21 protein-coding genes and 1 tRNA gene are annotated in these 26,051 nt (G+C 61.8%); 7 read left to right on the top strand and 15 right to left on the bottom strand.

The annotated features are described in order from the left end of the window. Both VJR29_04955 and VJR29_04950 read left to right on the top strand, forming a co-directional pair. A partial coding sequence (locus VJR29_04955; protein ID HKY62750.1) for a hypothetical protein occupies positions 1-599 on the top strand: 599 nt, incomplete at its 5' end. 3 nt (positions 600-602) lie between these two features. Continuing rightward, entirely contained in the window at positions 603-4,580 is a 3,978-nt protein-coding gene (locus VJR29_04950) for a hypothetical protein (GenBank protein ID HKY62749.1), read from the top strand. Here VJR29_04950 and lepB read toward each other — a convergent pair. From lepB to VJR29_04900, 10 genes are all read right to left on the bottom strand, one after another. Beyond that, on the bottom strand, positions 4,577-5,380 hold the full coding sequence (gene lepB, locus VJR29_04945; GenBank protein ID HKY62748.1) for a signal peptidase I: 804 nt from the start codon (positions 5,378-5,380) through the stop codon (positions 4,577-4,579). The two genes, VJR29_04950 and lepB, sit on opposite strands and share 4 nt — an antisense overlap. An 86-nt stretch (positions 5,381-5,466) precedes the next feature. After that, positions 5,467-7,257, bottom strand: coding sequence for a translation elongation factor 4 (gene lepA / locus VJR29_04940; GenBank protein HKY62747.1), 1,791 nt, complete (start codon positions 7,255-7,257; stop codon positions 5,467-5,469). Continuing rightward, positions 7,254-7,454 carry a ribbon-helix-helix domain-containing protein gene (locus VJR29_04935; GenBank protein HKY62746.1) on the bottom strand — a complete coding sequence of 67 codons (201 nt, stop codon included), beginning with the start codon at positions 7,452-7,454 and terminating at the stop codon, positions 7,254-7,256. Before VJR29_04935 ends, lepA begins: the two co-directional genes overlap by 4 nt. A 34-nt stretch (positions 7,455-7,488) precedes the next feature. Further along, on the bottom strand, positions 7,489-7,941 hold the full coding sequence (locus VJR29_04930; GenBank protein HKY62745.1) for a type II toxin-antitoxin system death-on-curing family toxin: 453 nt from the start codon (positions 7,939-7,941) through the stop codon (positions 7,489-7,491). Then, positions 7,941-8,171 carry a helix-turn-helix domain-containing protein gene (locus tag VJR29_04925; protein HKY62744.1) on the bottom strand — a complete coding sequence of 77 codons (231 nt, stop codon included), beginning with the start codon at positions 8,169-8,171 and terminating at the stop codon, positions 7,941-7,943. Before VJR29_04925 ends, VJR29_04930 begins: the two co-directional genes overlap by 1 nt. 137 nt (positions 8,172-8,308) lie before the next feature. Then, positions 8,309-8,959, bottom strand: a complete 651-nt coding sequence (locus VJR29_04920) for an SPOR domain-containing protein (GenBank protein ID HKY62743.1) — start codon at positions 8,957-8,959, stop codon at positions 8,309-8,311. 1 nt (position 8,960) lies between these two features. Continuing rightward, on the bottom strand, positions 8,961-10,634 hold the full coding sequence (gene argS, locus VJR29_04915) for an arginine--tRNA ligase (protein ID HKY62742.1): 1,674 nt from the start codon (positions 10,632-10,634) through the stop codon (positions 8,961-8,963). 116 nt (positions 10,635-10,750) lie between these two features. Then, positions 10,751-12,166, bottom strand: a complete 1,416-nt coding sequence (locus tag VJR29_04910) for a pitrilysin family protein (protein HKY62741.1) — start codon at positions 12,164-12,166, stop codon at positions 10,751-10,753. Further along, on the bottom strand, positions 12,163-13,620 hold the full coding sequence (locus tag VJR29_04905; protein HKY62740.1) for a pitrilysin family protein: 1,458 nt from the start codon (positions 13,618-13,620) through the stop codon (positions 12,163-12,165). The genes VJR29_04910 and VJR29_04905 overlap by 4 nt, the downstream gene beginning before the upstream one ends. A 26-nt stretch (positions 13,621-13,646) precedes the next feature. Continuing rightward, positions 13,647-15,413, bottom strand: a complete 1,767-nt coding sequence (locus VJR29_04900; protein ID HKY62739.1) for a protein kinase — start codon at positions 15,411-15,413, stop codon at positions 13,647-13,649. Between the two features lie 190 nt (positions 15,414-15,603). Here VJR29_04900 and VJR29_04895 point away from each other — a divergent pair, with 190 nt between their 5' ends. Continuing rightward, entirely contained in the window at positions 15,604-15,795 is a 192-nt protein-coding gene (locus VJR29_04895) for a hypothetical protein (protein HKY62738.1), read from the top strand. A gap of 564 nt (positions 15,796-16,359) precedes the next feature. Here the strand turns inward: VJR29_04895 and VJR29_04890 are convergent. Continuing rightward, a tRNA-Met gene (locus tag VJR29_04890) sits at positions 16,360-16,436 on the bottom strand. Between the two features lie 53 nt (positions 16,437-16,489). Between VJR29_04890 and VJR29_04885 the strand changes: the two genes are divergently transcribed. Continuing rightward, positions 16,490-17,254, top strand: coding sequence for a DNA-formamidopyrimidine glycosylase family protein (locus tag VJR29_04885; GenBank protein ID HKY62737.1), 765 nt, complete (start codon positions 16,490-16,492; stop codon positions 17,252-17,254). A gap of 178 nt (positions 17,255-17,432) precedes the next feature. On the opposite strand, the gene VJR29_04880 is transcribed toward VJR29_04885, so the two are convergent. Then, the gene (locus VJR29_04880; GenBank protein ID HKY62736.1) at positions 17,433-18,086 is read right to left on the bottom strand and encodes a glutathione S-transferase family protein; all 654 of its coding nucleotides are present in this window, start codon (positions 18,084-18,086) and stop codon (positions 17,433-17,435) included. 9 nt (positions 18,087-18,095) lie between these two features. Continuing rightward, positions 18,096-19,064 carry a DUF547 domain-containing protein gene (locus VJR29_04875; GenBank protein HKY62735.1) on the bottom strand — a complete coding sequence of 323 codons (969 nt, stop codon included), beginning with the start codon at positions 19,062-19,064 and terminating at the stop codon, positions 18,096-18,098. Position 19,065: 1 nt separating this feature from the next. Here VJR29_04875 and VJR29_04870 point away from each other — a divergent pair, with 1 nt between their 5' ends. Then, the gene (locus VJR29_04870; protein ID HKY62734.1) at positions 19,066-19,311 is read left to right on the top strand and encodes a DUF4911 domain-containing protein; all 246 of its coding nucleotides are present in this window, start codon (positions 19,066-19,068) and stop codon (positions 19,309-19,311) included. On the opposite strand, the gene rlmN is transcribed toward VJR29_04870, so the two are convergent. Further along, entirely contained in the window at positions 19,241-20,380 is a 1,140-nt protein-coding gene (rlmN, locus tag VJR29_04865) for a 23S rRNA (adenine(2503)-C(2))-methyltransferase RlmN (GenBank protein HKY62733.1), read from the bottom strand. The genes VJR29_04870 and rlmN overlap by 71 nt on opposite strands. A 115-nt stretch (positions 20,381-20,495) precedes the next feature. On the opposite strand from rlmN, the gene VJR29_04860 reads away from it, so the two are divergent. Further along, positions 20,496-21,575, top strand: a complete 1,080-nt coding sequence (locus VJR29_04860) for a hypothetical protein (protein HKY62732.1) — start codon at positions 20,496-20,498, stop codon at positions 21,573-21,575. Here VJR29_04860 and VJR29_04855 read toward each other — a convergent pair. After that, the gene (locus VJR29_04855) at positions 21,561-24,236 is read right to left on the bottom strand and encodes a hypothetical protein (protein HKY62731.1); all 2,676 of its coding nucleotides are present in this window, start codon (positions 24,234-24,236) and stop codon (positions 21,561-21,563) included. The two genes, VJR29_04860 and VJR29_04855, sit on opposite strands and share 15 nt — an antisense overlap. A gap of 260 nt (positions 24,237-24,496) precedes the next feature. Here VJR29_04855 and VJR29_04850 point away from each other — a divergent pair, with 260 nt between their 5' ends. After that, positions 24,497-25,966: a hypothetical protein gene (locus tag VJR29_04850; GenBank protein ID HKY62730.1), complete on the top strand. Its 1,470-nt coding sequence runs from the start codon at positions 24,497-24,499 to the stop codon at positions 25,964-25,966. Positions 25,967-26,051: the final 85 nt, after the last annotated feature.

The raw sequence follows: 26,051 nt of genomic DNA, 5'->3' as shown, positions 1-26,051 counted from the left end.
AAGGCGAGATCGTCATTGACATGGAAAGCGGCGAGATCCGCCATGTTCCGCCCGAGGGCGGCGAAGCGATGAGCGCCGAGCCGGCAGCCCGTCCGGCAAGGTCCCGCCGGACCGCGCCGCGGGCCGCCAGCCCCGAACCGTCCGAGGATCTCCTCCAAGAAATCGTCGGCCGCAACATCGCCAACGCCCATGTCGGCACCCTGAGAAGCCCGGCCGAAGGCCAAAGCGGTCCAGTCGAAGTGACCGTCTTCTTCGGCGCCCGCAGCGGCCGAATCATCGGCATCAGCTCGGGCCACCAAGCTTCCGGCGCCACCCCGACCCACACGATCGCCGAGCACCTTTTGAACAACGGCAGCGTCCCCCGGCGGCGCGCTTTCCACGGAACCTTGGCCGCCGACGGCCGGAGCATCGTCCTGGAAGTCCCGGCCGAGGGCGAGCGCGGCGCCGGCCGACTCCATCTCGACCTCCAAAGCGGCGAAATCCGCTTCGAAGCCGATGCGGCGGAGCCGCCGAGCGGACCGCTGGGCATGACCGAGCAGGAGATCGATTCGGTGGTGGAAGCGCTGGAGTCCGATTCGGGAGGCTCCCATCCGGAGTAACCGATGAGCCCTCCGCCCTTTACCCGAGTCTTTGGTTTAGGATTCAGCCACCCCCGGGTCGGCGAAGCCGACTTGCGTCCGCCCCAAGGCAGACTGGACGGCCTCTTGCGGGCGGCCGAGGAACAACGGGGAGCCGCCGAGCGGCAGCGAACCGAGGCCGCCGACCAATTCCTGGTCGCCCCGACTCTGCGCTATCGCCCCCTCACTTCCGACATCTTCCGGCAATTCGACAGCGGTCAGATGGAAGCCCGGGTTCCGGCCCTGTTGGCCGAAGCCCGCGCCGGCAACCGGATAAGGTATTTCAACCTGCTCCAGCTGCACTACGGCTTGCTCGAACGGGCCGCTCCGGCGGACATCCCGGCCTTGAGCCAGCGGGTCTCCGAGATCGCGATGGAATACGCCGAGTTCTTGCGAAACCGCTCGGACATTCCCGATCGCGAAAAAATGATGCAGGTCTACGCCGGGGCGCGGATGCTCCACACCTACCTGGCTTACCTGCTCAGCCCGCCCCGTCCGCTCGAGTTCCCGGAGCGGCCGGCGACCTTGAATCTTCTCTTCTCGACTTTGGACACCCTCGACATCGAGCTCCAGCGCCTCCACGTCGCCCTGCGGAGCGCCGGCCAACCCGACATCGCCGAATACGAAGGCGTGGCCCGGCTGATCGAGCTCCGGCGCCGGCTTCGCACCGGCAGCCCTGAGGATCGAAGGCAAGCGGCCTTGGCGCTGGCCGAAGAATTGACCCTTCACCCGCCGCCCGAGGCGCCGGCCGAGAACGATTGGCAATCGCGGGCCGAGCGGGCCTTTCTCGACACGCCCCAGGCGGTGCTCCGCTTGCGCTCTTTCGACCGCCCCTCGGCGGCCGAGGAACGGGCGGCGGCGCTCAATGGCTTGGCCCTCGAAACCCTGGAAGTCGCGGCCGCGACCCTGGACCGGGCCAACGAAGAGAGTGAAGCCGCCGTCCTGTCGCGCTACCGCGATCTCGGCCTGGTCTTGAGCGTGTCGATCCTGCGCCATCCCGATTCGACCCTCGAGGAGATCCTCGACCGGCTGCAGAATGCCGCCCACCAAGCGGATTTCATCGAGGAAATTTCCCAGGCCGCCGCCAACCCGGCGCTGGCCGGCGCCTTGCGCGAGGCCTTGAACGGCCGCGACGCCTCAGGCTTGGCCCAAGCCGCCCGCCAAGCGGCGCTTCACGTCCAAAGGCTCCGCGAAGGAATCGGGTCCCAGATTCTCCCGATCCTGCTCGAGGAAAACCGCCAGCAGCATCCGCTGCGGCGGACGGCCGAGGCTCTCAGCCGCCTGCCGGCGCTGGCGGTCGCCCTCGGTCTGCCCCAGGCTGGAGCCGTCGATCCGATGGTTCAGCGAGCTCAAGCGGTGGAGCTCTTGCGCCGAGGCCATCGCGGCCTCGCGGAAATCGACGCCTTTCACCGCGACCATCCCGAAGCCTCGCTCGGACCGCTCCGCCAAAGCCTGAGCGGCGGCGGCGAACCGGACGGCTTCGCCGGTGAAAGCTTGAACCGGCTTGCGCTCGTCTTGAACCGCGGCCGGGACCACGAAATTGCGGCCCTTCACGCCGTCTTCATCGCCTTGGATCGCGGCGAGGAAATCGGCGCCGGCCTTCGCCTCTCCGAGGCCTCCCGCCACCGGGCTCGGGCCTTGGTCCAGCAAATCGAGAGCGCCGGATTTCGCGCCGGCCGGGTGCTCTCCCATCTGAGCTCCCGAACCAGCCTCTTGGGCTTATTGGCCGGCGTCCTAGCGACCGAATTCCTGCCGACGCTGCTCATCGCCCGCGCCGGAGTTTCCGGCAGCTTGGCGCTGGGCCGAATCCCCCTCGTCACCCGCGGCGCCCTCGCCCTGCCCGGCTCGGCCTTGACCGGCCTCGGCACCGGCATCGGCATGAGCCTGGTCGGCTCCAGCCTTCACCAATGGGAGAGATCCCGCGACGGCCTCTCGACCCACTTTGGCCGCGATTTCGGCACCAGCTTGGCGGTCAATGCCCTGGCCTTCTCGCTCACTCTGCCGCTTTCGAGCCTTTGGAACCGGGCATTGACGCCCCGGTTCGACGCGACCACTCCGTTGACGCCGCTGAGCGCCGGCCGACGCTTTTTACTCCACGGCGGCAATGTGGCGATCGGCGGCTTGACGACCTTTGGGCTGGGATATGTCGGGCGGGGAATCGGCGCCGGCCAGTGGCGGACCTCGGCCGAGGAAGTCGCCGAGAATTTCGGCTCGATCCTGATGTGGGAAGCCGGGACGGCCGGCCTGCGGGCATTGCGCCGCCGCCGCGGTCATTCCGGCGAGCTGGGAGCTTACCGCCAAGCCGAGGTCGAGCGTCTCACCGGCCGGATTTTGGAAATGAACGGCGGGCTCGGCAACCGGCGGACCGCCGTTCAAAACCACTTGGCTCGCGAGGAGCTGCGTTACCCCGGCTGGCTTGGTCGTTTCGGCGGGCTGCTCGAAGGCGGCGGCCATGTTCCGATCCTGGAGGGCAGCGGCCGCCACGAGCGCCTGCTCTTGGTCCCGGAAAATTCGCTGCCGCCCCCGCCGGCGCCGGAGCCCGCGCCGCCCACGGTCATTTTCATGCGGACCGCCAGTGAACGACCGGCCCTGCCCAGCGCCGGCAGCGCGGCCAACGAGTCCTTTCCGCCTCCGCCGGTCGAGGCTGAGGCGTCCTCCGCACGCCCGCGCTCCTTGCCGCCTCTCGCGCTCGACCCTACCCCGCATTATTTCGCGGTCGAGGCCGATGCCAATTTCGGCGAAAACGGTGGAACCCTCAACTTGACCGCGATTCCCGAAGGCCAAGTCACCTGGGTCATCGGGCGCGATCACTTTCCGTTCCTCTCGGCTCAAGCCCGGCGAGTGGTGAGCCGAAGCCATCTGGAGATTCGGCGGGATGAGAGCGGAAGACTTTGGGTCCGGGACCTCAGCGCGATCGGCCGCCAACATCTCTGGCCCTTGGGCTGGCAGAACAAGCACGGCACCTTCTACGCGGCGCCGGCGGGACCGCCGCCGAATGGGCCGGCGAACCGCCGGTGGTTGCGGGTGCCCTCCGATCAATTCCTGGCCTTGGAAAATATCGAAGCGCTGGGCCTCGGCGATTTCGAAAACCCCGTCGTCTTGGGACTGCGTCCGACACCGGCTCCGGCGGTCTTGGAAACCCTTCCAATCGACGCCAGCATTCCGCCGGCCCTTACCGAGCTGCCGGTTTCATTGGCCGTCGGCCAACGCCGCCAGCTCAACGGCCTATTGCTGATCCGCAGCACCAGCGGCTCCACCTTCCACCTGGGAGGCAGCGGCAACAGCGAGCTGCAGATCACCCGCTCGGTCGGCGATCGCGCCGGCCAAATGGAGTCGACCCATGCCAGCATGAATCCGATCGTCGGCGAAATCGGGGAAACCACTCGCGTGATCGTGACGGAGAACGGTCGAAGCCAAGAATACCGGCTCTCATTCGACGATCCCGAGCTGCCGGCGGCCCATTTGCCGCAGATCGGCCTCGAGTTTCACGGCAATCGAGGAAATTTTCGTTTCCGGGCGACCGAGGCCGAATTGGCCTTTGGGAAGAACTCGCAACCCGAGCTCTTCCAAGCCCAGTGGATCTCAAGGCGCCATTTCAGCCTGCGGGTGGTGTCCCACCTCGGCCAGCCGCGTTACCTCCTCACGGCCGATTCGCGCTTTGGCTTGATGATAGGGAGTCGACTGCTGCGACCGACCGAATCGGCCCTGCTCTATGCCGGCGATTGGGAGCTTGGCTTTTGCATGAATGGGACTTCGACGGCGGTGGACGGACCCTTGCGCTTGAGCTTGCCTCCCATTGACAGCGTCTTCCCCGAATGGCGGACCCAACCGCTCGCCGCCGGCCATGATCGCGGCATTCCGCCGCCGCCCCCTCCGCCGCCGCCACTGCCGCCGCGGCAAGCCCCGCCGCCGCCGGCCGCTCCGAACTGGATCCAGCGCCTTTGGCGGCAGTATTTCGGTTAGTTAATCCACTTGCCGAAACGATCCCAGCGGAAGCCGGCCCAGCCGCGCTCCGGCCGGTCCTCGCGGTAGCGCAGCGACAGCCAGATGAACATCGCCTTGCCCTTGACGTTCTCGATCGGCACGAAGCCCCAGAAACGGGAGTCCTGCGAATTGTCGCGGTTGTCGCCCATGACGAAGAGCTGGTCGGCCGGGACATGGAATTCGCGGTTCAGCTCCTCATGGCGCGGCGCCTCCTGCTTCAAATGAAGATTGTTGCCGAGCTGCTCGAGGTAAACCCGGAAGAAGGGCCAGCCCTCGGAGACCGGGATTTTCTTGAAATGGTCGGCTCCCGGGACCTCGGCCGGCGGGTTGAGGTCGAGGAGCAGCTCGTTCTTGGGGTCCTTGCCGATCACCGGGACCTGGAAAGTCTCGACCTTCCGGTCATTGACGTAAACGTCGTCGCCCTCGATCCGGACCTTGTCGCCCGGAACGCCGACCACCCGCTTGATGTAATCGAGCGAATGGTCCTTCGGATAGATGAAGACGATGGCCTCGCCCCGTTGCGGCTCCTTGTACTTCCACAGCCACTTGCTGGTGAAGGGCACCCGGATACCGTAGATGAACTTGTTGACGAAGATGTGGTCGCCGACCATCAGGGTCGGAATCATCGAACCGCTGGGGATCTTGAAGGCCTCGACCACGAAGGAGCGGAGGAAGAAGGCGATCAGGATGGCGGTCAGCAGGGCTTCGGCGTATTCTCGGAATTTCGATTTCTCTTTTTTCTTCGGCGCGCGCTCGGCGGCCGGGGTTTCGTTGGTCATAAGTCCTTTCAAAAACGCGTAGCAAGGGCCTTTAGGCCCGCTCTTCTTCGGCGGGAGACGGGGCTAAAGCCCCTTGCTACCGGAAATCAATCAATCTTCAATGCCGCCAAGAAGGCCTCCTGCGGGATCTCGACGCTGCCGACCTGCTTCATTCGCTTCTTGCCTTCCTTCTGCTTCTCCAAGAGCTTGCGCTTGCGGGTGATGTCGCCGCCGTAGCACTTGGCCAGGACGTTCTTGCGCAGGGCCTTGATGGTTTCGCGGGCCAAAATCTTTCCGCCCAGGGCGGCCTGGATCGCGACCTCGTACTGCTGCCGCGGGATGATCTCGCGCAGCTTCTCGCAAAGCTCGCGGCCCCGCTGGTAGGCCTTGTCGCGGTGGAGGATCACCGAGAGGGCGTCGACGACGTCGCCGTTGATCATGATGTTAAGCTTGACCAGCTCGCTGAAGCGGTAGCCGATCAGCTCGTAATCGAAGCTGGCGTAACCTTTGCTGAGGCTCTTCAGCTTGTCGTAGAAGTCGAAGACGATCTCGCTCAAGGGCAGTTCATACTCCAGCGCGACGTGGGTCGGGGTCAGGTAATCCATCTTGGTCTGAGTGCCGCGGCGGCCCTCGCAGAGCTGGATGATGGCTCCGATGTACTCGGTCGGGATGTGGATCGTCGACCTGATGTAGGGCTCTTCGATGTCTTCGATGTCGCCGGTCGCCGGCATCTTGGCCGGGTTGTCGATCATCAGGGTCTCGCCCGAGAGCGTTTTGACCTTGTAGACGACGGTCGGAGCGGTCGAAATCAAGCTCAGGTTGTATTCCCGCTCCAGCCGCTCCTGGATGATCTCCATGTGGAGCAAGCCGAGAAAGCCGCATCGGAAGCCAAAGCCCAAGGCCATCGAGCTTTCGGGCTCGTACTGGAAGCTGGCGTCGTTGAGCCGGAGCTTCTCCAGCGAGTAGCGAAGGTTCTCGTACTCGGCCGAGTCGGTCGGATAGATCCCGCAAAACACCATCGGCTTGACTTCCTTGAAGCCGGCCAGCGGTTTGGCGGACGGATTGGCCGCCATGGTCACGGTGTCGCCGATCTTGATGTCGTGGATGTCCTTGATCGCCGCGGTGAAGAAGCCGACTTCGCCGACCGAGAGCTTGGTGACTTCGACGCCGTGGGGCGTGAAGACGCCGAGCTGGTCGACGGCGTATTTTTTCTGGGTCGCCATCAGGAAAATCTCGTCGCCCTTCTTCACCGTGCCTTGGACCACCCGCATCAGCACGACGACGCCCTGGTAGGCGTCGAACCAGGAGTCGAAAATCAGGGCTTGCAGCGGAGCCTCGGGATCTCCCTTGGGCGGCGGAAAGCATTGGACGACGTTTTCCAGGATCTCGCTGATCCCGATGCCGGTCTTGGCGCTGGCCTCGACGGCGTGGGAGGTGTCGAGGCCGATGACGTCCTCGATCTCCTTCTTGACCCGAGCCGGATCGGCGGCCGGCAGGTCGATCTTGTTCAGGACCGGGAAAATCTCGAGGTTGTTGTCGATCGCGACGTAGACGTTGGCCAGGGTTTGGGCCTGGATGCCCTGGGAGGCGTCGACCACCAAGATGGCGCCTTCGCAGGCGGCCAGCGAGCGGGAGACCTCGTAATGGAAGTCGACGTGGCCCGGAGTGTCGATCAGGTTGAGGATATAGGTCTGGCCGTCCTTGGCCTTGTAATTGAGGCGGACCGACTGGGCCTTGATCGTGATGCCCCGTTCCCGCTCCAGCTCCAGCTTGTCGAGGAATTGGTCCTGCATCTCCCGGGAGCTGAGGGCTCCGGTGAACTCGAGCAGGCGGTCGGCCAGGGTCGATTTGCCGTGGTCGATGTGGGCGATGATGGAGAAATTGCGGATGTTTTTCACGACTTTCTATCGGTCCGATCGTAAAGGCCCAGCTGTTCTCCGGGCAATTCGGCCTTGTGCTTCTCCAAGATCATGTCGATACCCTGGCGGATATACTCGGCGATGGGCACCTTGGTTTTGTCGTTCAAGGCCTTGAGCTTGTCGTTCTGCTCCTCGGTAATATAGACCGTCGTGCTGATTTTCTTCCGGCTGACCATAGGGCGGGGACCTTAATTGACCATACATATAGTGTCAACGCGAATGAGCCTTTAAGAATTCGTCCGCCTCCTCGGGGGTCATAAGGTACTTTTTAATCATGTCCTTAACGGCCAATATGGTTCCGTCTTTCGCTTCTGCGGGGCTTTCTGCTACCCAAATTGCAAATTGGTATAATACATCGGATGGAATCCCTAACCATAAGTCATTCATATAGAGAAAAGTCATCAGGGAGGTAACGGCGAGCCTCTTATTTCCATTTTGGAAAGGATGATTTTTAATCATCAGGTAGAAAAGTACCGCGGCTTTATCTTCCAAGGACGGATAAAGAGCACGGCCGTCGAAAGTCTGCCACGGAGTTTTAAGACAGCTTTCTAGTTTCCCCGGAAATCGCGTAGAGAAATCAGGAATCGGCTCATCCCACTCCATTAAGCGCCGAGCCAGGTACAAGGCCGAATGTTCGACTTGATCTACCGTGAGCTCGCGCATCAAGTCTTCCCTAATTTTTTGATGACATCACCAAAGTCTCGGAGAGTCTGATCTACGGCCCGTTCGACCTTTTTAGCTTCAGCTTCAGTGATGGGTCGGAAAATTCCAGGAAGATCTTTGTCAGAGATAGAGTAAGTTTTGCCGACTTTACGGGCGACTAACTTTCCTGAAGAGATAAGTTTTAAAACGTAGGTGCGACTAACGCCGAGCTTTTCAGCCACTTGGGTCACGGAAAGCAAATTTCCCTTCTTCTTAACCATGACAGTGGGAATAACATGTTAACAACCATGCATCCAAGTAGTTATTAATTAATAACCAATAACAGTCCGGTTGTTAACAAAACACTTAATTATTTCAATAACTTATATCAGTCCGCTTGCACTACCCTCAATTCTAAATTCTGGGCATTGCTCATCTTGGTGGCGAAGTCCTCGGCCATCTTGCGATCGCCGAAACTGCCGACCCGAACGTCGAAGGAAGGAGTGGAGCCGCGCTGGTCGATGACGAGGTAGGCCTCGTAACCCTTGGCCTTGAGCTTGGAGATCTCGCGCGAGGCGAGGAGCTCGTCGTAGAACTCGGCGACGTGGACCGCGAACTTGGTGTTGCCGCTCGATTTGAAGCGAACCGCGGTGTTCTTGTCGGCATTGGTCGTCACCACGCTCTTATTCACCGCGATCTGCGAGTCCTCGGGATCCTCGGCCGGCCGGGTCGAGCCGTCGGCGCCGACTTCATAAGTCGGAATGGCGCCGGCACCCTCTTCCGCGCCCTCGGGCGTCTCGGCGCCTTCGGAGTCGACCAGCTTGTCGCTGGCCGGCGGCTTGGGCTGACGCATCGCCACCGGCGGAGCCAGGTCTTGGTAGACCGGCTGCTGCATCGCGTAGCTCGGCGCGTTCTCCGGGAAGATCGATTTTCCGAAACGGGCGCCGAGCAGGAAGACCAGGCCCATGACCAGGATCTCCACCGCCAAGAGCAGGATGAATTGGCTCAAGGAAAATTTGATGGGATATTTTTCTTCCATGCTATTCTTCCTCGTCGCGGGTCATGCTTTCCGGCGCCGACACTCCCAGGATATTGAGGCCGCTGCGGAAAATTTCACGAAGCGTCTTGACCAGGTACAGCTTGGCGAGGGTCCGTTCGCGCTGGGGGCTCAAAACTCGGTAACGATCGTCGCCCTTGGCCCGGGTGTAGTAATTCTGGAAGATCTTGGCCAGGTCCAAGAGGTAGAAGGCGACCCGATGCGGCTCATAGTGCTCCACTGCCTCGCCTAGCATGTCGCTATATGCCAGCAAAGCCCCGATCAACTCAAGCTCCTCCGGCAGATTGAGAGGGCTCAAGTCGACTTCGCCCAAGGTTTCGGGCTTGGGGAAGCCGGCCTCCTCGGCCTTGCGGAAAATCGAGCACATCCGGGCATGAGCGTACTGAATGTAGTACACCGGATTCTCGGCGCTGCGTTGCTTGGCCAGCTCGAGGTCGAAATCCAGCGTGGCATTGTGCGAGCGCATCATGAAAAAGAAGCGGGTGGCATCCTTGCCGACCTCGTCGATGACCTCGTGCAGGGTCACATAGTCGCCGGTCCGCTTGCTCATGTTGACCACCTCGCCGCCGCGCTTGAGGTTGACCAATTGCATGAGCAGGAACTCCAGCTTGGCCGGGTCATGGCCCAGGGCCGCCACCGCCGCCTTGAGGCGCTGGACGTAGCCGCCGTGATCGGCCCCCATCACGTTGAGGTAGAGGTCGAAGGGCCGGTCGAACTTGTCCTTGTGATAAGCGATATCCGGCGTGAGGTAGGTGTAGGTGTTGTCGCTCTTGATCAGGACCCGATCCTTGTCGTCGCCGAACTCGCTGGTCTTGAACCAAAGCGCCCCCTCCTGCTCATAGGTCAGGCCGCGGGCCCGCAGGACGTCCAAGGCCTCGTCGATCTTGCCGCCGAGATAGAGCGAGGACTCGCTGAAATAATGGTCGAAGAGGATGCCGAGACGGAGCAGCTCTTCCTTGATGGTTTCGAGCAGCTCGACGCCGAGCAGCTTGCCGATCTTCAGCGGGTCGTCTTTGACCGCCTCGATCTCTCCCTTGAGCTCCTTCACCAAATCCTCGAGATATTCTCCGCGGTAGACGTCGTCGGGCAGGGCCGCGGTCACGCCGCCGATTTGGGTCAGCACCGTGTGATAGTGGGAGCCGGAGCGTCCGAGGGTCTGAATCTGAACGCCGTGGTCGTTGACGTAGAACTCGCGGGTGACCTTGAAGCCGGTGTTCTCGAGCAAACGGGCCAGGCAATCGCCGACCACCGCGTTGCGTCCGTGTCCGACATGCATCGGCCCGGTCGGGTTGGCGCTGACGAACTCGACCAGGACCTTTTTGCCCTTGCCCAGGTCGACCGGCTGTAGGGAGTTGGCGTCCCGCCAGAGCGCCTTCAAGGAATCGTGATAAGCCTCGGGCTTGAGGAAGAAGTTGAGAAAGCCCGGGCCCTTCACCTCGACCTTCTCGATGTGGCGCTCGCCGCCGAGCCGGTTGGCCAATTCCTGGGCCAGCTCCTGGGGCTTGCGCTTGGCGGCCTTGGCCATCACCATCGCCACATTGCTGCTCATGTCGCCATGGTCCTTGACCTTGGGCGCCTCGAGCTGGATCGCGGCCGGCGGCTCGAGGCCCAGCTCCTTGAGCTGACGGGAGAGAATTTCGCTGAGCATCGACTTCATGTGAAATCCTGATTTTCCCTCCCCTTTGTAAGGGGAGGGTTAGGGAGAGGTAGAGAGTTGGCCTATGCGAGAGGTTCCGCATCTTTGCCTACTCTCTACCTCCCCCTGCCCCCTCCTTACAAAGGAGGGGGAATCTGCATCACCTTCGCTCCGGGCAGGGGACCGACCTGCTTGGGATCTCCGACCACCAACACTTGGAGGGCCTCGGGTTTGAGGTATTTTTCGGCCACCCGGTGGATGTCGGCCAGCGTCACCTTTTCAATGTTTTCCCGGAACAGCTCCAGGTAGTTCGGCGGATATCCGAAGTAGGCGAAGCGGGCCTCGTCCTTGGCGAAGTTGTACCTCGGCTCGTACTCCGAATAGAGCGAATTGAGCAAGGACTGCTTGTAGAAGGCCAGCTCGGCCTCGCTGACCGAGCCGGGACGGCGAATTTCCTCGAGAATCCGCCGAGTCTCGGCCAGCACTTGGCGAGTGCTGGGGCCCTTGGTCTGAGCCATCACCATGAATACCCCGAGATCGCTTTCCAGCCCGAAGCGCGAGTAAATTCCGTAGACCAAGCCCAAGGTCGACCGGATTCGCTTGCCCAGGCGGCTGACCAAGGCCTCACCGCCCAGGATGTCGTTGAGCAGAAGCAGCGCGAACTTGTCGGGATTGAAGCGCTGATCGCCGTAATGACCGAGGAGCAGGGTCGCCTGGTCGGTGGCCTTGGGGATCAGGGTCAGGCCGGGCTGCCAGGTCTTGCTGAGCTTGGGGATCTCGGGCAGCGCCTGATCGGACTTGGCCAAGCCATGGCTGTGCTTCTCGACCAGGCCCACCGCCTGCTTCGGACTGAAATCACCGGCTAAAGCCAAGATGACTCGGTCCGGAAAAAAGAAGCGCTGGTAGAAAGCCACGACGTCCTCGCGGGTGAGGGACTTCAGGGTTTCGGGGGTGGCGGTGCGGCTCCATACGGTGTCCGGACCATAGATCAACTTCGGAAATTCGCGCATCGCCAGCTTGGCCGGATCGTCGTTCTGGCGGCGCAGCGCCTCCAGCATCCGGGTGCGGACCAGCTCGAGCTTCTTGGCCTCGAAGGCCGGCTCGCGGAGCATCTCGAAGATTAGACCCAGGACCTTGGGCAAATCCTCCTTGAGGCAGCGGAAGGAGATCAGGCCGAACTCCCGCCCGATGTCGCTCTCGATGTCGGCGCCGACGGCGGCGAGCTCGGCGTCGAAGTCCTCGGGCTTGCGCTTGGCCGTTCCACCTTCACGCAGCAGCTCGCCGGTCATCTCGGCCAGCCCCAGCTTGTCGGCCGGCTCGTAGATGCCTCCGACCCGCCAATAAAGATACCCCCGAACCACCGGCAGCTCCCGGTCCTCGAGGAGGAGGAGCTGAATACCGTTCTTCAGGGCTTGTCGCTCGATCGGCGGCACATGGATCTCGGGCAAAGCCGAGTTTTCCAAAACCGACCATGGGCGACCGGAGCCGTCGGCCGCCGCCACCTGGAGGGGAAGTAGGGAGCCAAGTAGAAGAATCAGGGCGAGCGCTTTCATGATTTTGGCACCAGGACCGCGAGGCGGCGGCGTTGAGGTTGAAGGTAGGTCGCGACGAGCTTCTGCAGGTCGGCCGAGCCGATGCCCTTGATCTTGGCCGGGTGATCTTGGATGTAGCGCCAATTGCCGGTGACGGCCTCGAAGTAGCTCAGCATCTGGGCGACGTCGTCGTTGCTCTGCATCTCGTAGTTCCATTCGGCGAGCAGGCTCTTCTTGGCCTTCTTCAGCTCGGCCTCCCCCACCCCCTCGCTCTTGATCCGGGCCAACTCGTCGTCGACGGCGGCCAAGACTTCCTCGGTGCTGTGACCCGGCAAGGGCGCGGCGTAAATCAAGAAGAGGTTGTCGAGCCGCGAGCCCGGCGAGCCCGAGCTGCAGCCGATGTTTTGGACCAGCCGGTCTTGGACCACCAGGCGGCGGTAGAGCCGGCTGGTCCGGCCCTCGCAAACCACCTGGACGAAGACGTCGAAGCTGTAGTCGTCGGGATGGGGCATGGTCGGCTTGAGATAGGCCGCCATCAGCATCGGGGAGGCGGCGAACGGCACGTCGACCCGCTTCGGCGCGGTCGGCTGGGGCTCCTTCGCCGTCACTTCCGGCGGCTTGGGGCCCGGCGGAATTTTTCCGAAATACTCCTCCAGGATCTTGGCGGTTTCGGCGAGGTCGATGTCCCCGACCACCGCCCCGACCATGTTCGATGGAACGTAGTATCTTTTGTAGAACTGCTCGAGCTGGGTCGCGCTCAGCTTCTGGACGTCGCTGGCGTAACCGATCGTCGGCCGGCGATAGGGGCTGACCTCGAAGGCCGTTTCCATCATCGACTCGTAGAGCTTGCCGAAGGGCGAATCGTCGACCCGGCTGCGACGCTCTTCCCGGACCACGTCGCGTTCCGAATAAAACTCGCGAAAGACCGGGTCGCGCAGCCGGCTCGACTCGAGGAAGGCCCAGAGCTTCAGCTTGGTGTTGGGGAGCTGGACAAAATAGCTCGTGAGATCCTGGCTGGTGGTGGCGTTGAGGCCGGATCCGCCGTTGCGCATGTAGATCTGGGAGAACTCCTCCTTGACGACGTAGCGCGAGGCCTCCTCGGCCAGCTGCCGGCGACGCTTTTCCAGCTCGGCCTTCCGGGCCGGCGCAGCCGAGGACCATTCGGCTTGGACCTTCTCGATCTCGGCCAGCAACCGGCGCTCGGCGGCGGCGTCGGTGGTGCCGATTTCGGTGGTTCCCTTGAAGGCCATGTGCTCGAGCAGGTGGGCGATCCCGGTCTGGCCATCGGCCTCGTCGATGCCGCCGACTTTCACTTGGATATAAGCGGCGAAAACCGGAGCCCCGGGGCGGCGCAAAAGGAGGAAGCGCATGCCGTTGGAAAGGGTGATCTCCCGGACTTCGTCGAGCAAGCCGGGGTTGGCGCGGAGCGGAGCGGCGGCAAGGAGCAAAGCCAGTAGGATAAGAATGGATGTCAATTTTTTCATAGATGACAAAAAAACCTTTACCAGCATCGCATCTTCCCACCCTCGAAGTCGGCCGAGCATTGGGCGGTCTTTCCGCTCTTGATGACCGCCGATCCGCTCAGGGTCTTGCCCAGCGCCGGGTTCCGCACCGTCACCGAATAGCGGCCTTCCGGGATCTTTCCCCGGATCGCCGGCGTTTCTTGGCCCGAGAAATAGCCGGCCACGGTCACCCTTCCCCAGGGCACGGCGCTGACTCGCAGTGAACCAAAGCCGGGCGCCTTCTTGGTGAGTTCAAAAACGTAGGGTGAGGGCGAAGGTTCTGAGCCAACCGTCAAAGTCTTGGACTGCCCCTCATAATTGGCCAAAGAGGCCTCGGCCTGGACCTCGCCGCCAATCGGCAAGCCCTCGAGCCGGAGCTCGCCGATTCCCTGGCGCTCGCCGCCGGGAAAACGGGCTCGGATTTGGGCTCCCGCGGGCAGGACCTTCAGGCGAAGCGAGCCCAAGGAGGGCTTCGGCGTCGGCGAAGCTGGCGGCGCGGCTTGCGGCCGGGATTCGGGAGCCGGCATCCGCACCGCGATCGGCCCCATGAGGGTTTTCGGGGCTCCCCACTCGCCGCTCAACCAAAACCACAGCGGCGTGAGGATCAGCGCCGCCAAAACCAAGGCCGCGAAGAGCTTGAGCGAATTTCGGCGCCGCTGCGAGATCGCCATCAAGGCCTGGAGGTTTTCCTCCCGAGCCTGGCTCAAAGAAGCCGGCGGAGGATCGATCTCGGTCGGCGGCTCCTCGGCCAAGGAGACGGTGGATTCCCCTTCCAGCGGAGCGACCTTGGTCTGACGAAAGCTGGCGGTCCCGCGGCTCAGCTCCTGGCGTCGCTGAACGATCTCCTCGGAAAAGAGCTCGGTCAGAAAGGCAGCCAAGGAGCGCCGATCGGCCTTGGCGCCGGCCGGGCGGCAGGCGTTCAAGGCCTCGGCAAAGGACTCGGCGTCGGGGAAGCGTCGTTCCGGATCTTTCTCCAAAGCCCGAGCCAAAGCTTCCTTCAATCCAGCGAAAAGATCGGCCGTCTCCTCGGGCCAAGGGATCTCGGCCTTGCGAACCTTGTCCAGAGTCTCGACCTCGCTGCCGGCGGCGAAGAGCCGGCGGGCGAAGAGCAGCTCGTAGAGGACGATGGCGGCCGCAAAGACGTCGGTGCGGGCGTCGAGGGCGGCGCCCAGCGCCTGCTCCGGCGACATGTAGGCGTACTTGCCCTTGAGGACGCCGGTTTGGGTCTCGTGAGTCTGAGTCAGCGCCTTGGCGATCCCGAAGTCGGTGACCTTCACCTCGCCCTCGAAGCTGAGCAGGATGTTCTGGGGACTGACGTCGCGGTGGACGATGCCCAGCTTGCCGCGATTCTTCAAGGTCCGCTCGTGAGCGTAATGCAATCCCTTCAAGGTCTCGACCGCGATGTGCAGCGCCAACTCCGGCGGCAGCCGGCGCTGTGCCGTCTTGAGGCGCTGCACCAGATGGCGCAAGTCGACGCCCTCGACGTACTCCATCGCGATGTAATAGGTCTCGCCCTCGCGGCCCAGCTCGAAAACTTGGACGATGTTGGGGTGGTTGAGGTGGACGAGCAGCTTGGCTTCGTCGACCAGCATGGTGATGAATTCGCGGCGCTCCGACCAAACCGGATGAATGCGCTTGAGGACGACGACTTTTTCGAAGCCCTCGACGCCGGTGAGGACGGCTCGGAATATTTCGGCCATGCCGCCGGACGCGATCTTTTCCAGAAGGACGTAGCGTCCGAAAGGGATGGGAGATGCTGGATTCATGCTTGGTCGTTGGCCCCTGCCGGCCTGCCCTTAACAGCCTTTTCTCTCACCGACAAGCGGCCCGAAGGGCTCCTTTATTGATATTAATCGGGTAAAAATTAAAGAAATTTAAGGATATTTCTTGACCTTTTTATTAATTATAATGAAATTAAGTAAAATTATAGTTCAGCTCAGACCTGGGAGGGGATGAATGGACAAAGTACTTAAAGAGCTGTGCGTGGAGATCGCTTCCGGCGACATCGGTTCCGAACGCTTCAATCAGCTCTGGATCGAGAGTGGAATTCCTCTCGAAGGCTCCGAATTCGAAGTCGCCAACCTGATTCTCACCAAGGCTGCGGAAGCGAACTGCGAATCCGCCCTACCCCGCCGAAAACTTCACTAAATTTGCCTAATAAGTCATCCTGAGCGGTTTTACGTCATCCTGAGCGAAGCGAAGGATCTGCGACCGGCCAAGGAGCTATGAGAAGCCAAGGTCCCTTCGTGTCTTCGGAAGGATTCCGCGGAAACGAAGGGGCTTAGGGTTTTCATAACACTACAAAAATAAAAACCCCGTTACGTCTTGCGACGAAACGGGGCGAAATTCATAACAACCAAATGTACTAAGACTACTTCTTTTTCTTCTTAGCAGTTTTCTTCTTGGTTGCGGCCTTCTTCTTGGCGGGTTTCTTCTTCGCCGCCTTCTTTTTCTTCACAGCCATTTTACCCTCCTTTAATTAAATAAGGTAATGACTGTGCCAACAGTAAGGCCTCTATTATAAACAGTCAACTATTATTGTAACAATTTTTATAAAATTATAGGTAATTGATAGGTCGGCGCCAAGGAAATTTTTTTTAAAAATGCCAAACGCCGCGATTGACGCGGCTGAACGACGCTTGTCGAAAAAAAAATTATGAATTTGTGTATGCAAAAAAAAAAGCGAAACCGTCTCCGATTTCGCCTTTTCGATGGTAGCGGGGCTAGGATTTGAACCTAGGACCTCCGGGTTATGAGCCCGGCGAGCTACCAGACTGCTCTACCCCGCAGTGAAGGTGGGTGGATATAGGTTCGTACCGACCTTTAGTCAAGGTATTAGATCATGCCCGAGCTAGCCGAAGCCGCCTTGATGGCCCGAGAGATGAGCGAAGCGACCCGAAAGCGCCCCTTGCGGCGGATGATCTTCGCCGGCGACCGCCCCTTCTTGCGCAAAATCGTCCCACCGCCGGTGCAAAAAGCCTGGCGCTCCTTCCTCGATCATCCCTTGGAGATCTCCTCGCTGGGCAAGCGAGTTTATTTTGGCGTCCAAGGCTCGGAGCGCCGGATCGGAGTCCACTTGGGAATGAGCGGGCGTTTCGGAGCCGGCGGGCCCAGCCCCGAACGCCGCCGCCACGGCTTCCTGATCCTCGAATGGGACGGCGCCCGCTTCCATTATTCGGACTACCGCCGCTTCAGCCGGATGAAATTGAGCGAGGGGCCCATGAATCACGCGATCGGCGGCTGGGATCCGAAGCGCGGGCTGCATTTCAACCCGGCCACCGAGCTGAAAAGGACGGTCGCCGAGGTCTTGGGCAATTTTCGTCGCAAGCCGCGGATCTCCTGGCTCTTGGATCACGGCAAAATCACGGGTGTCGGTAACTACATGGCCAACGACGCCTTGGGCCGGCTCGACCTCTCGCCTTTCGAACCGGCGGCCTCGCTCGAGGAGGCCGTGCGGATTTTGCGGGAATGCCAAAAGGTCGCGGCCCTGATCTTTCGGCGCCGCGGTGAACTTGCTGGAAACCTCGGCTTCTACGAAGCCGGTAAAGTGCCACGGATCCTTTACCGCGGCCGGCCGCTTTACACGCGCTTTAAACTGCCTCGTTGAAACTTCGCAGATGCTGAAAAATCGCTAGGGGGCTTCCCCCCCTTTGAAAAAGGGGGGCCAGGGGGGATTTAAAGGCGCTGCGTCGGCTTAACGCAACACTTTGAGCTTCGGCCGCCGCTCTAAATCCCCCTTAATCCCCCTTTTTCAAAGGGGGAAACCGCTCGCTTGAACTCTTCGGTTATTTCTCATTCATCGGAATCATCCAAGTCTCGGCCAAGGCCGCCTGGATCCATTCCTGGATCGCCGGCAAACCCAAGATCGTCTCGGCGTAGGCTCGGGCCGTCGCGTCCATCTCGATGGCGTAGCGGGTGAAGCGGAAGACCACCGGCGCATACATGGCGTCGGCGATCGAGAAGTGGCCGAAGAGGAAGGGGCCGAATTTCGAGTGGCGGGAGCGGGCCTCGCGCCAGATTTCCTGGATGCGGGCGACGTCAGCCTGGACCTCGGGCTTAAGCTCGATCGGCACCGGCTTGCGGCGGACGTTCATCGGACATTCGGTGCGCAGGGCGGCGAAGCTGGAATGCATCTCGGCCGAGACCGAGCGGGCCATGGCCCGGGCCGCCGGGTCCTCGGGCCAGAGGTTCATTCGAGGATATTTCTCGGCCAGATACTCGGCGATGGCCAGTGAGTCCCAAATCGTCCGTCCGTCCTCGATCAGGACCGGCACCTTGCCCGAAGGCGAATGTTTCAAAACCTCGGCCTTCCAATCCTCGCGAAAGAGCGGAATGAGGATTTCCTCGAATTCCAGCCCCATCTGGCGCAACAGCAGCCAGGGCCGCAGCGACCAGGAAGAGTAGTTCTTGTTGCCGATGACGAGTTGAAGGCCGGGCATGATATCTCCTCAATGAAGTTTCGAGTCGTTAAGCTTCCAGTCGTAGCCCCGGAACGTGAGGTTGTAGATCGGCGGCAAGCCGCTCAGGTAGTTCCCGAGGAATCCCCGGAGGTCGATGAACTCCTTCTCGTACCACAGCAAGGTGGCGTTGAGCAGCAAAACCTTGCGCTTGGCGTCGTACTGGAGATTCTCGGGGTCCTTGAAGAAGGCCAGGGTCCGGTCCTCGAGCTGGCGATCGATCTTGTCGCCGGCGAAAGCCTCCTTGATGAAGCGCGGCGCGCTGGAAGCCCCGTTGATCCGGGCGAAGACGGTGCGCGGCTCCTGCAGCTCCTGCTTGAAGACGACTTCCTCGATCTCCATCAGCGAAAAGTCCTTGGCTCCGATCTTGAAGCGGCGGGCGCCGTAATAGTCCGGGATCTTGAGCAGATTCTCCACCGGGTAATGCTTCAGGATCTCGCGCAGGACCATGGCGTTGTAGAGATTGAGCCAAGAAGCCAACCGGTCCTGGGTGTCGGGCAGGCTCGAGGGATTCAAGGCGATGAGGTCCTTGACGTAGGCGTCGAGGTTCTCCATCGCCTCCTTGTCGCGCTTCATGCTCCGATAGTCGAACCAACCGGACTTGCTGACATAGCGATAGAGGATCCGGTCGAAGACTTCATGATTGACGTATTCCACCGCCGGCTTCTTGTGCACCGGCACCGGGAGGGGGTTTTCGACTTCGTGGTAGATATACTCGGGCGGAAGCTGGGGCCGCGGTGGGGCGGCCGGCAGGTTGGTCACGCCGAGAATCGAATTGAGGTTGGCCGGAAGCTCCGACAGCGAGCTTGATCCCGCTTGGGGCCCCGCCGGCGCGGCTTCGGCCGGTGGCGGCTGGACATCGCCGGGCTTGGAGGATATGGCTTCGCCCGAGCCCTTCACCCGGTAGCTTTTGGCCTCGATGAGATCCTGAGCCGCGGCCGGAGCGGCCGATGAGAGCAAAATGCAGCCCAAAGAAATCGTCGTCCGAAATTTCAAGATCGATCCCAAGGATATCGTCTTCATCAAAGCGGTCCTCGAATCCTATGAAGGCATGGTCGTCATGCGGACCCTGGAGGTCGGCAAGCCGGTCATCGAGCTGCTCATCGCCCATGACTTCGCGGCCACCGTCGACCGGGTCATCCGGGAGCTTCAGTCCCAGGTCCTGCTGGAAGAGGTGCCCCGCCCTTCCGATGCGCCGGAGTGGTGAGCGGCCGCCGCTTGCTCTCCATCTCGGCCTTCAGTTGGCCGCAAGCCCCCAAGATGTCGCGGCCCCGGCTGGTCCGGATATTGGCCTGGACATGGCGGTCGAGCAGGTATTTCTGAAAAGCCAACATCGTCGACTCGGGGCAGCGCTGGTAGGGGCTGCCCGGATACTCGTTGAAGGGAATCAAGTTCACTTTGGCCGGAATCCCCTGCAAGAGCTTGATCAGGCGCTTGGCGTCCTCGATCGAGTCGTTGACTCCCTTGAGCAGCGTGTACTCGAAGGTGATGCGGTTGCGCCGCTTCATCGGATAATCGCGGCAGGCCTGGAGCAGAGCCTTCAAATCATATTTTCGGTTCACCGGGATCAGCTGGTCCCGCATCTCGTCGGTGGTGCCGGTGAGCGAGACCGCCAGCTTGACGTCGAGCAGCTCGCCGAACTTCAGCATCTGGGGCACCAGCCCGCTGGTCGAGACCGTCACCTTGTTCTTGCTGAAATTGAGCGCCTTCTCCTCGATCAGGAGCCGGACCGACTCGACGGTGTTGTCGAAATTGTGCAGCGGCTCGCCCATGCCCATGTAGACGACGTTGGTGAGCCTGGTCTCGGCGCCGATCTCGCGCTGCACCGCCATCACCTGCTCGACGATCTCGTAGTGGCTCAGGTTCCGGGTCAGGCCCAAGGTGCCGGTCAGGCAGAAAGTGCAGGCCATGGCGCAGCCGACCTGGGTCGAGATGCAGAGAGTCTGGCGCTCCTCGTTGGGGATGAGGACGCTCTCGATGCTTTCTTTATCCGAAAGCTGGAAGAGGAATTTGCGGGTCCCATCGGCCGAGATCTGGACCGCCGACGGCTTGAGCCGCTCGATGGTGAAGTGCTCGGCCAGCTTGGCTCGGAGCGCCTTGGAGAGGTTGGTCATCTCCTCAAAGCCGGCCGCGTCCTTCTGGTAGATCCAGCGGAAGACCTGCTCGGCCCGATAGCCCTCGACGCCCCAGTCCTTCAGGACCTCGGCCAGCCGGCTTGCGGTCAGTGCCTTGATGTTCTTGCGCTCTTCCACCCGGTCCTTATATAGGTGCGCCAAGCCCAGGTCAATGTCGGGACTTTTTCCGCAACTGCCCGGAATCCCGACCGAAAACAGGCCATTCCCATTGAGGTTTTTCTAACGTTTCGGGGGGCACCGAAAAGGTGGCGCCCTCATGACCCCAACCATTAGAACTCAAAGCCTTCCTTCCATTCTGCCCGCGAGGCTCGGCGAAAGCTCGGCGACTCCACGCCAGCGCTACATCGTCGCCCGCATCCTCGAAGGCGAGGGCCGTTCGCTCAGCGGGCCCGAGCAAGACTCCCTCAGCCTCCGCCAGCGGCTGAATCGGCTGCCGGTGGCCGAGCGCGACCGGCTCCGGCAAGAGGCCGGTCCGGCCTTCGACTCCCTGGCCGCCTTATCCGAGGAGACGGTGTCCGAATATTTCTACGCCGGCCTCCTCCGGGCCGGGCGTCAAGCCGAGGACGAAGACCGCTTCGGCGTCGCCCAGCGCTGCTATTTTTTCCTCTCGCGATTGAGCGCCCACGGCATGCCGGTGCCCGAGCACATTCAAGCCCAGGCCCGAGAGCGCTTGGCTGTCCTAGGCGGCGGCGGATCGGGCTGGGACCGTTTCGAGTTCGCAATGACCCGCCTGCCCCGGCAAACCCTCGATCCGGCTTTCCTGGTGGGCATGGGATCGGCGGCTATCGTCGCCCGGGGCTTTCGCCTCCGGCTCCTGCTCGGCGCTTCCCGCGGCGTAGGCATCACGCCGCGCTTCGTGCCCCAAGTATTCCGGGCCGGCATCACCGCCACCGTCGAATCGCTGGCCTACCTCACCGGCCAAACCGCCACGACCGCGATTCTCGGGCGGCCGGTTTCTTACGATTCGATAAGAGACGAATGGCTGCGCTTCGGCTGGCCGATGTTCCTCTCCACCCGCCTCGCCGGGACCTTGGCCGGTCAAAGCTACCGCCGGCTCCGAACTCGCGGCGGTCCTTGGCTTCAACATGGAAGCCTGGAGGGCGCCCGCTTCCGGCAGCGTCTGGGCTATGGGCTCGTGACCCAATCGGCGATGCTCGGCGCGGCTTATTTCGCTCAAGACTTGGATGGCGATGCCGGCCGAGCCAACCGAATCCCGCGCGATCCCATCGCCCAGGCCTTGCTGTGGACCTTGACTTTCTCGGCGTTCAACTCGGGCGCCCGGCGCCTCACCGGCCGGCGGGTGCTGGCTTGGGAGCGGGGGCTATTCCGAAGATGAGGAATTGCCGTCGGCCGGAGGCCGGGGCGGCGCGATCGTCGTCCCCCGCGACATCCCGATTCGTTGGCGGTTTTCCCAAAGCCAGACTCCCCAACGCACGAGGCCGTTCAGGGTGCTCTGCGAGAAGCTCTCGCCGTTTTCCCGCTTCAGATTTTCGGCGGCGTATCGTGAGCGATTCGGCTCGGGCGATCTTTTCCATCTCGGCAGGCTCGCGATCCGCTGGAAATGGTCGGCCCAATCGTGCCAGCGGCGCAGAATCCCATCGACCTGTTGAGCATAATTGAGGACCGAACCCGGATCGCCCTGGCGATGGGCTCGATAGAAGGACGAAACCATCGCCGGGAGTGAGGGAAACTCGGCGTGAGTCTCCCGAAACTTTTGACGGAGCTCGAGCATCGATTGGAGAAAATCTTCCGGCTCCTTCTTTCTCAGGCGATCCCAATAGGGCGACAAAAATTCCCGCAAGGCCGAATTCCCCTCCGATGGAGCCTCGCGGACTTCGACCCGGTCGGGGCGGCCCAAGCTCAGGGCCTCGCGATGTTCCCAGAGAAAAACGCCCCAACGGACGAAATTGCTGAGCCGGCTGTCGCTGTAGGGCTCGCCGTTCTCTTTCAGCAGGTGGGCTTTGGCATAGGCCGGCCGCCGCCAGCCCGCGACCACGTCGTCGCCTTCGAGATGCTTGGGAATCAGGCTCAGGTTGTGAAAATGCTCGCCCCAGGCTTTCCAGCGGTCTTGGACGAAATCGATCACGTAAGCATTCTGGATGGCGCTGTCGTTGACCTTGAGATCCCGCACCCGATCCAAGCCGTGGCAGCGCAAGCCGCTGAGGATGTAGCCGATCGTCACCGGCTCGCCGTTGCCTCCGATCAAGGCCGGCTTGAGGTGGAGCAAGCGAAGGTAAACCTGCTCCAGACTGAGCTCGCGCAGCTCGGGAATATCCAGGCGAAGCCGGCCCAAGGGCAGAGCCCCGACGAAGTCGTTGGCGCCGGCAACCATCGAATAACTCTGGAGCTGTGCTTTCGGAAAATGGGGATGCCACTGCATCGCGTCGGTCAAGGTTGAAAGCTTGTAGCGGTCCTGTGCTAGTTCTTCGACTCGATAGCGCAAGGGCCGCAGGGCTTGGACGAAGCGATAGGGGTCGGCCAAATCCCTTTTTCTCATCCTTCGCAAAAAGGGGTGGGCGCTGAAAAGGTCGAAGGAGCCGGCGGCTTGGGTCAGGCTCCGCAAGCGCTCGTGGGGAATCCTTCCGCCGTAGACCAGCGCTTGGACCAGAGTCGCCAGGGCGTAACGCTTGATGCGTTGCTCGCTTTGGATGGCCGGCCTCAGCTCATCCAGCCGCCGAATCAGGCTTTCGGTCGAGCTGTAGTCGCTTTTGCGGACTTGGCGCCGCAGAATCGGCGAGCTCCGGTAGAGATCGAAGCTCCGCACCGCCCAGCTCAACTCCTGATCCAAGTCGGCCGGAATTCGCTCCTGATCGATCGCCCTTTGCAGAATCTGCCAGAGACTGAGGTATTCGCCTCTTACCTCCAGGGTACGCTGAGCCGTTTGCAGATCCTCTAGCCGCCGCATGACGGTCTTTTCGGCGGCTCGGGGACCGGAGCCGCGTTCGCGCGGGATCGGCATGGGGCTGGCATCGGCGTAGGGCGATTCGGATCCCGGCCGCTTGGCCACCATCATCATCGGCTGGGACCGGAGAGGCGATTCGGGCGAAAGCGCAGTGCCTCCGCCGACGGTGGCGAAGCTCGGCTCCAAGCCGCCAAAGGCGAAGCCCGCGCCCGGCGGCCGCCGAAAGCTCGGCGCGGCCAGCGCCGCATCGCTTCGAACCTGCACCTCGCGTTGCCAGGCTGCAAAGCGCGGTCCCAAGATTTCGCCGGAGAGACGGCCGCCAACCTGGAATTGGAGCAGCATCGCAAGAGAATCGAAAAGCACTTGATCGGTGGGTTGAGCCGGCCGCAAACCGGCGGCCCGCTCCAAGCCGTGGCCGGCCAAAATGCCGAGGTAGGCGCCGGCAGTCGGGACGAGGGCCCGGGTGAGCGGGCCGGCGCCGAGCCTTTGAGCGGCGATTGCGCCGGCGCCCGAGAAAAACTTCAGTCCGCCCAGCGTCAAATACGAAGCCGCGAGATCGTGACCCCAGGAATTCGGGGAACCATGACCGGAAGCGGCGTGAAGCGCGCGGGTCGTCAGAGTAAAAGCCGGAGCTTCGACGGCAAAACCGCCGAGGCCGGCCAAGCCGCGGGCGCCCCAACCCCTGGTCAAGAGCCCGGCTTCCGAAGCCAAGAGGCGGCCGAGCAGAGCCGAGCGCCCGACATTGTAAGCCAAGCCGGCGGCGGTCATGCCGGCCAAGGCCGCGGGGCTGGTGGCCTCACCGACGAAGCGCTGGGCCAGGAACTCGACTCGACGGCCGAAAGCGCCGCCACCCGACAAAACTTCCAGCTCCGCCCGAGCTCGCTGCGCGAGCGCCGGAGCCGAGCTCGCCCCTTGCTCAGCGACGAAAGACCAAAGCTCGCCGGCCTCGACGAAGCGGTCGCGGCTCGCCAAGCGACGGGCCAGATGATTCAAGCCCGCAAAATAAAGTTCTGGATCGGTTTCGGCGGCGAGAGAGCGTAGCTCTCTCGCCATGGCGTCGCCCCCGCGAGCCTCGAAACGGCGAAAGGATTCCATGACCCGGCTCCCACGAAATATTCTCGAAAATCGGGAGCTTATCGCCTTCTTGCCGCAGAGGTTGTCTTGGATTTTGGAGAATTCCTCGCGGGAACGAATCTGTTTAAATTCTGGAAAATATTCGGACGAGAATATTAAATTTATGAATTAAATATGAAAATATTGGAATAGATTATACAAGTTATTGTAATTCAAATACAATTTCTCTTGGCCGCCGGCTTGCTTTCTTATGGGAAAAAACCCTTTTCCAAAGGAAGCCTATGAAAAACTCCACTCGACCCTCCCCTAACCCTGGTCTCACTCGCCGCCTTTCGGTCGGCTGGCTCTGCCTGCTCGGCCTCGGCTATTTTGGCGGCGTGGCCTGCAGTAGCAGCTCCACGGGGCAAAGCTCCCAAGACCTCAGCGCCTTGGCCGTCCTCGAAATACTCGACTGTCCCGCCGCTCCGCTCCTCGCCGGCGAGGAGAGGAAAATTCAAGTCGAGGGTCGGGATGCCGAGGGCCGAGTCGTGAGCGTCGACTCGCTGCAACTCCAGAGCGACAAGCCGCGCTATCTCGAAACGAAGGCCGATGGTTCGGTGAAAGCGCTCTATCCCGGCAAGGTTTCTCTATCGGCTTCCAGCGAGGGCATCCAAAGCCCGTCTTGCGAGCTCACCATCGCTCCGCCGGAGAATTCCGGCGCGATTCGGCGGTTGAGCGAGAACACCGAGTCCGATGACTGGGGGATGAACAATAATTGGAAAATGACCGCCGAGGGTCTGGTGCTTTGGCAACACGTCACCGCCGGCGGTGACGTCGAGATCCTGCTCCACGACCGCGAGGACGACTTGAACGTCGTCACGCCGATCGAGACCATCGCCTTCGGCGACGGCGAGGTCGACTTCATGGCCTTGGGCTCGGGTCAGGCCGAAGGCCAAATCCTGGCTTCCTATCGGGTCGACTTGAACGAGACCAAGATCAGCGACGACGGCGCCGCGCCCCAGAGCTTGGGCGACCAACAGCAGGAGGAGAACAGCATCGCCGAGGGCTGCTTCTTCTTCCGCGAGGGCGGCGGCCTCAATGACATCCAAAAATTCACGGTCGGCGGCGGCTTGGACGAGATCGTCTCGGCCGGCCAGACTTTCGGCCCAATCACCAGCCAATGCCGGGCGGTCTGGGAGACGCAGGGCCTGACCGACAGCGAGCTGACCTATTTCGACGGCTCCTCGACCCAGCCGGTCGCCACGGGTCTGCCTTTCTTCCCGCAATACGACTTCCGCAATGGACTGATCGTCTTCGCCCAGGACGGCGATATCTTCGTGGCCGACACCCGGGCCGCCAATCCGGCGGTCGTTCCCCTCACCCAGGACGGGATCTCGGCGCTCGACGAGTTTCCCAAGACCGACGGCGAAACGGTGATCTGGCGGCGGACCGAGGGCATTGCGCAGCGTGTGATGTCTTTCGAAATCGCGAGTGGCAAGCGGCAGACGATTTCGATCACGGACGAGCCCAAAGCGGCCGACAGCCTCCAGATCGACTTAAAGCAAGCCGCCTGGATCGAATGTTCCACCCTGCCCTGCAACAGCGCCAACGCCTCGCTCTGGTTTCATAACGGGTCGGGCGACTCCAGCGGCACCGACGAGGTCGACACCGGCCTCGTCCCGCTGGAGCCCGGTTTCAAGGCCTACCTGATGGATGGACTGCTGGCCTGGATCGGCAATGATGGCGATACCGAGGTCTTCTTCATGGAGTGAGTTCTCGGCGCGGGCTTAGGCTTTCTTGCCCGGCCGGGGAGGGCCGGGGACATCCTCCTCACTTTTTTCCCTGGCCCTCAAGCCG

The organism is bacterium (genome assembly GCA_035281585.1).
GTDB lineage: Bacteria > UBA10199 > UBA10199 > DSSB01 > DSSB01 > DATEDP01.
This window is presented reverse-complemented; position numbering and strand designations above follow the sequence as displayed.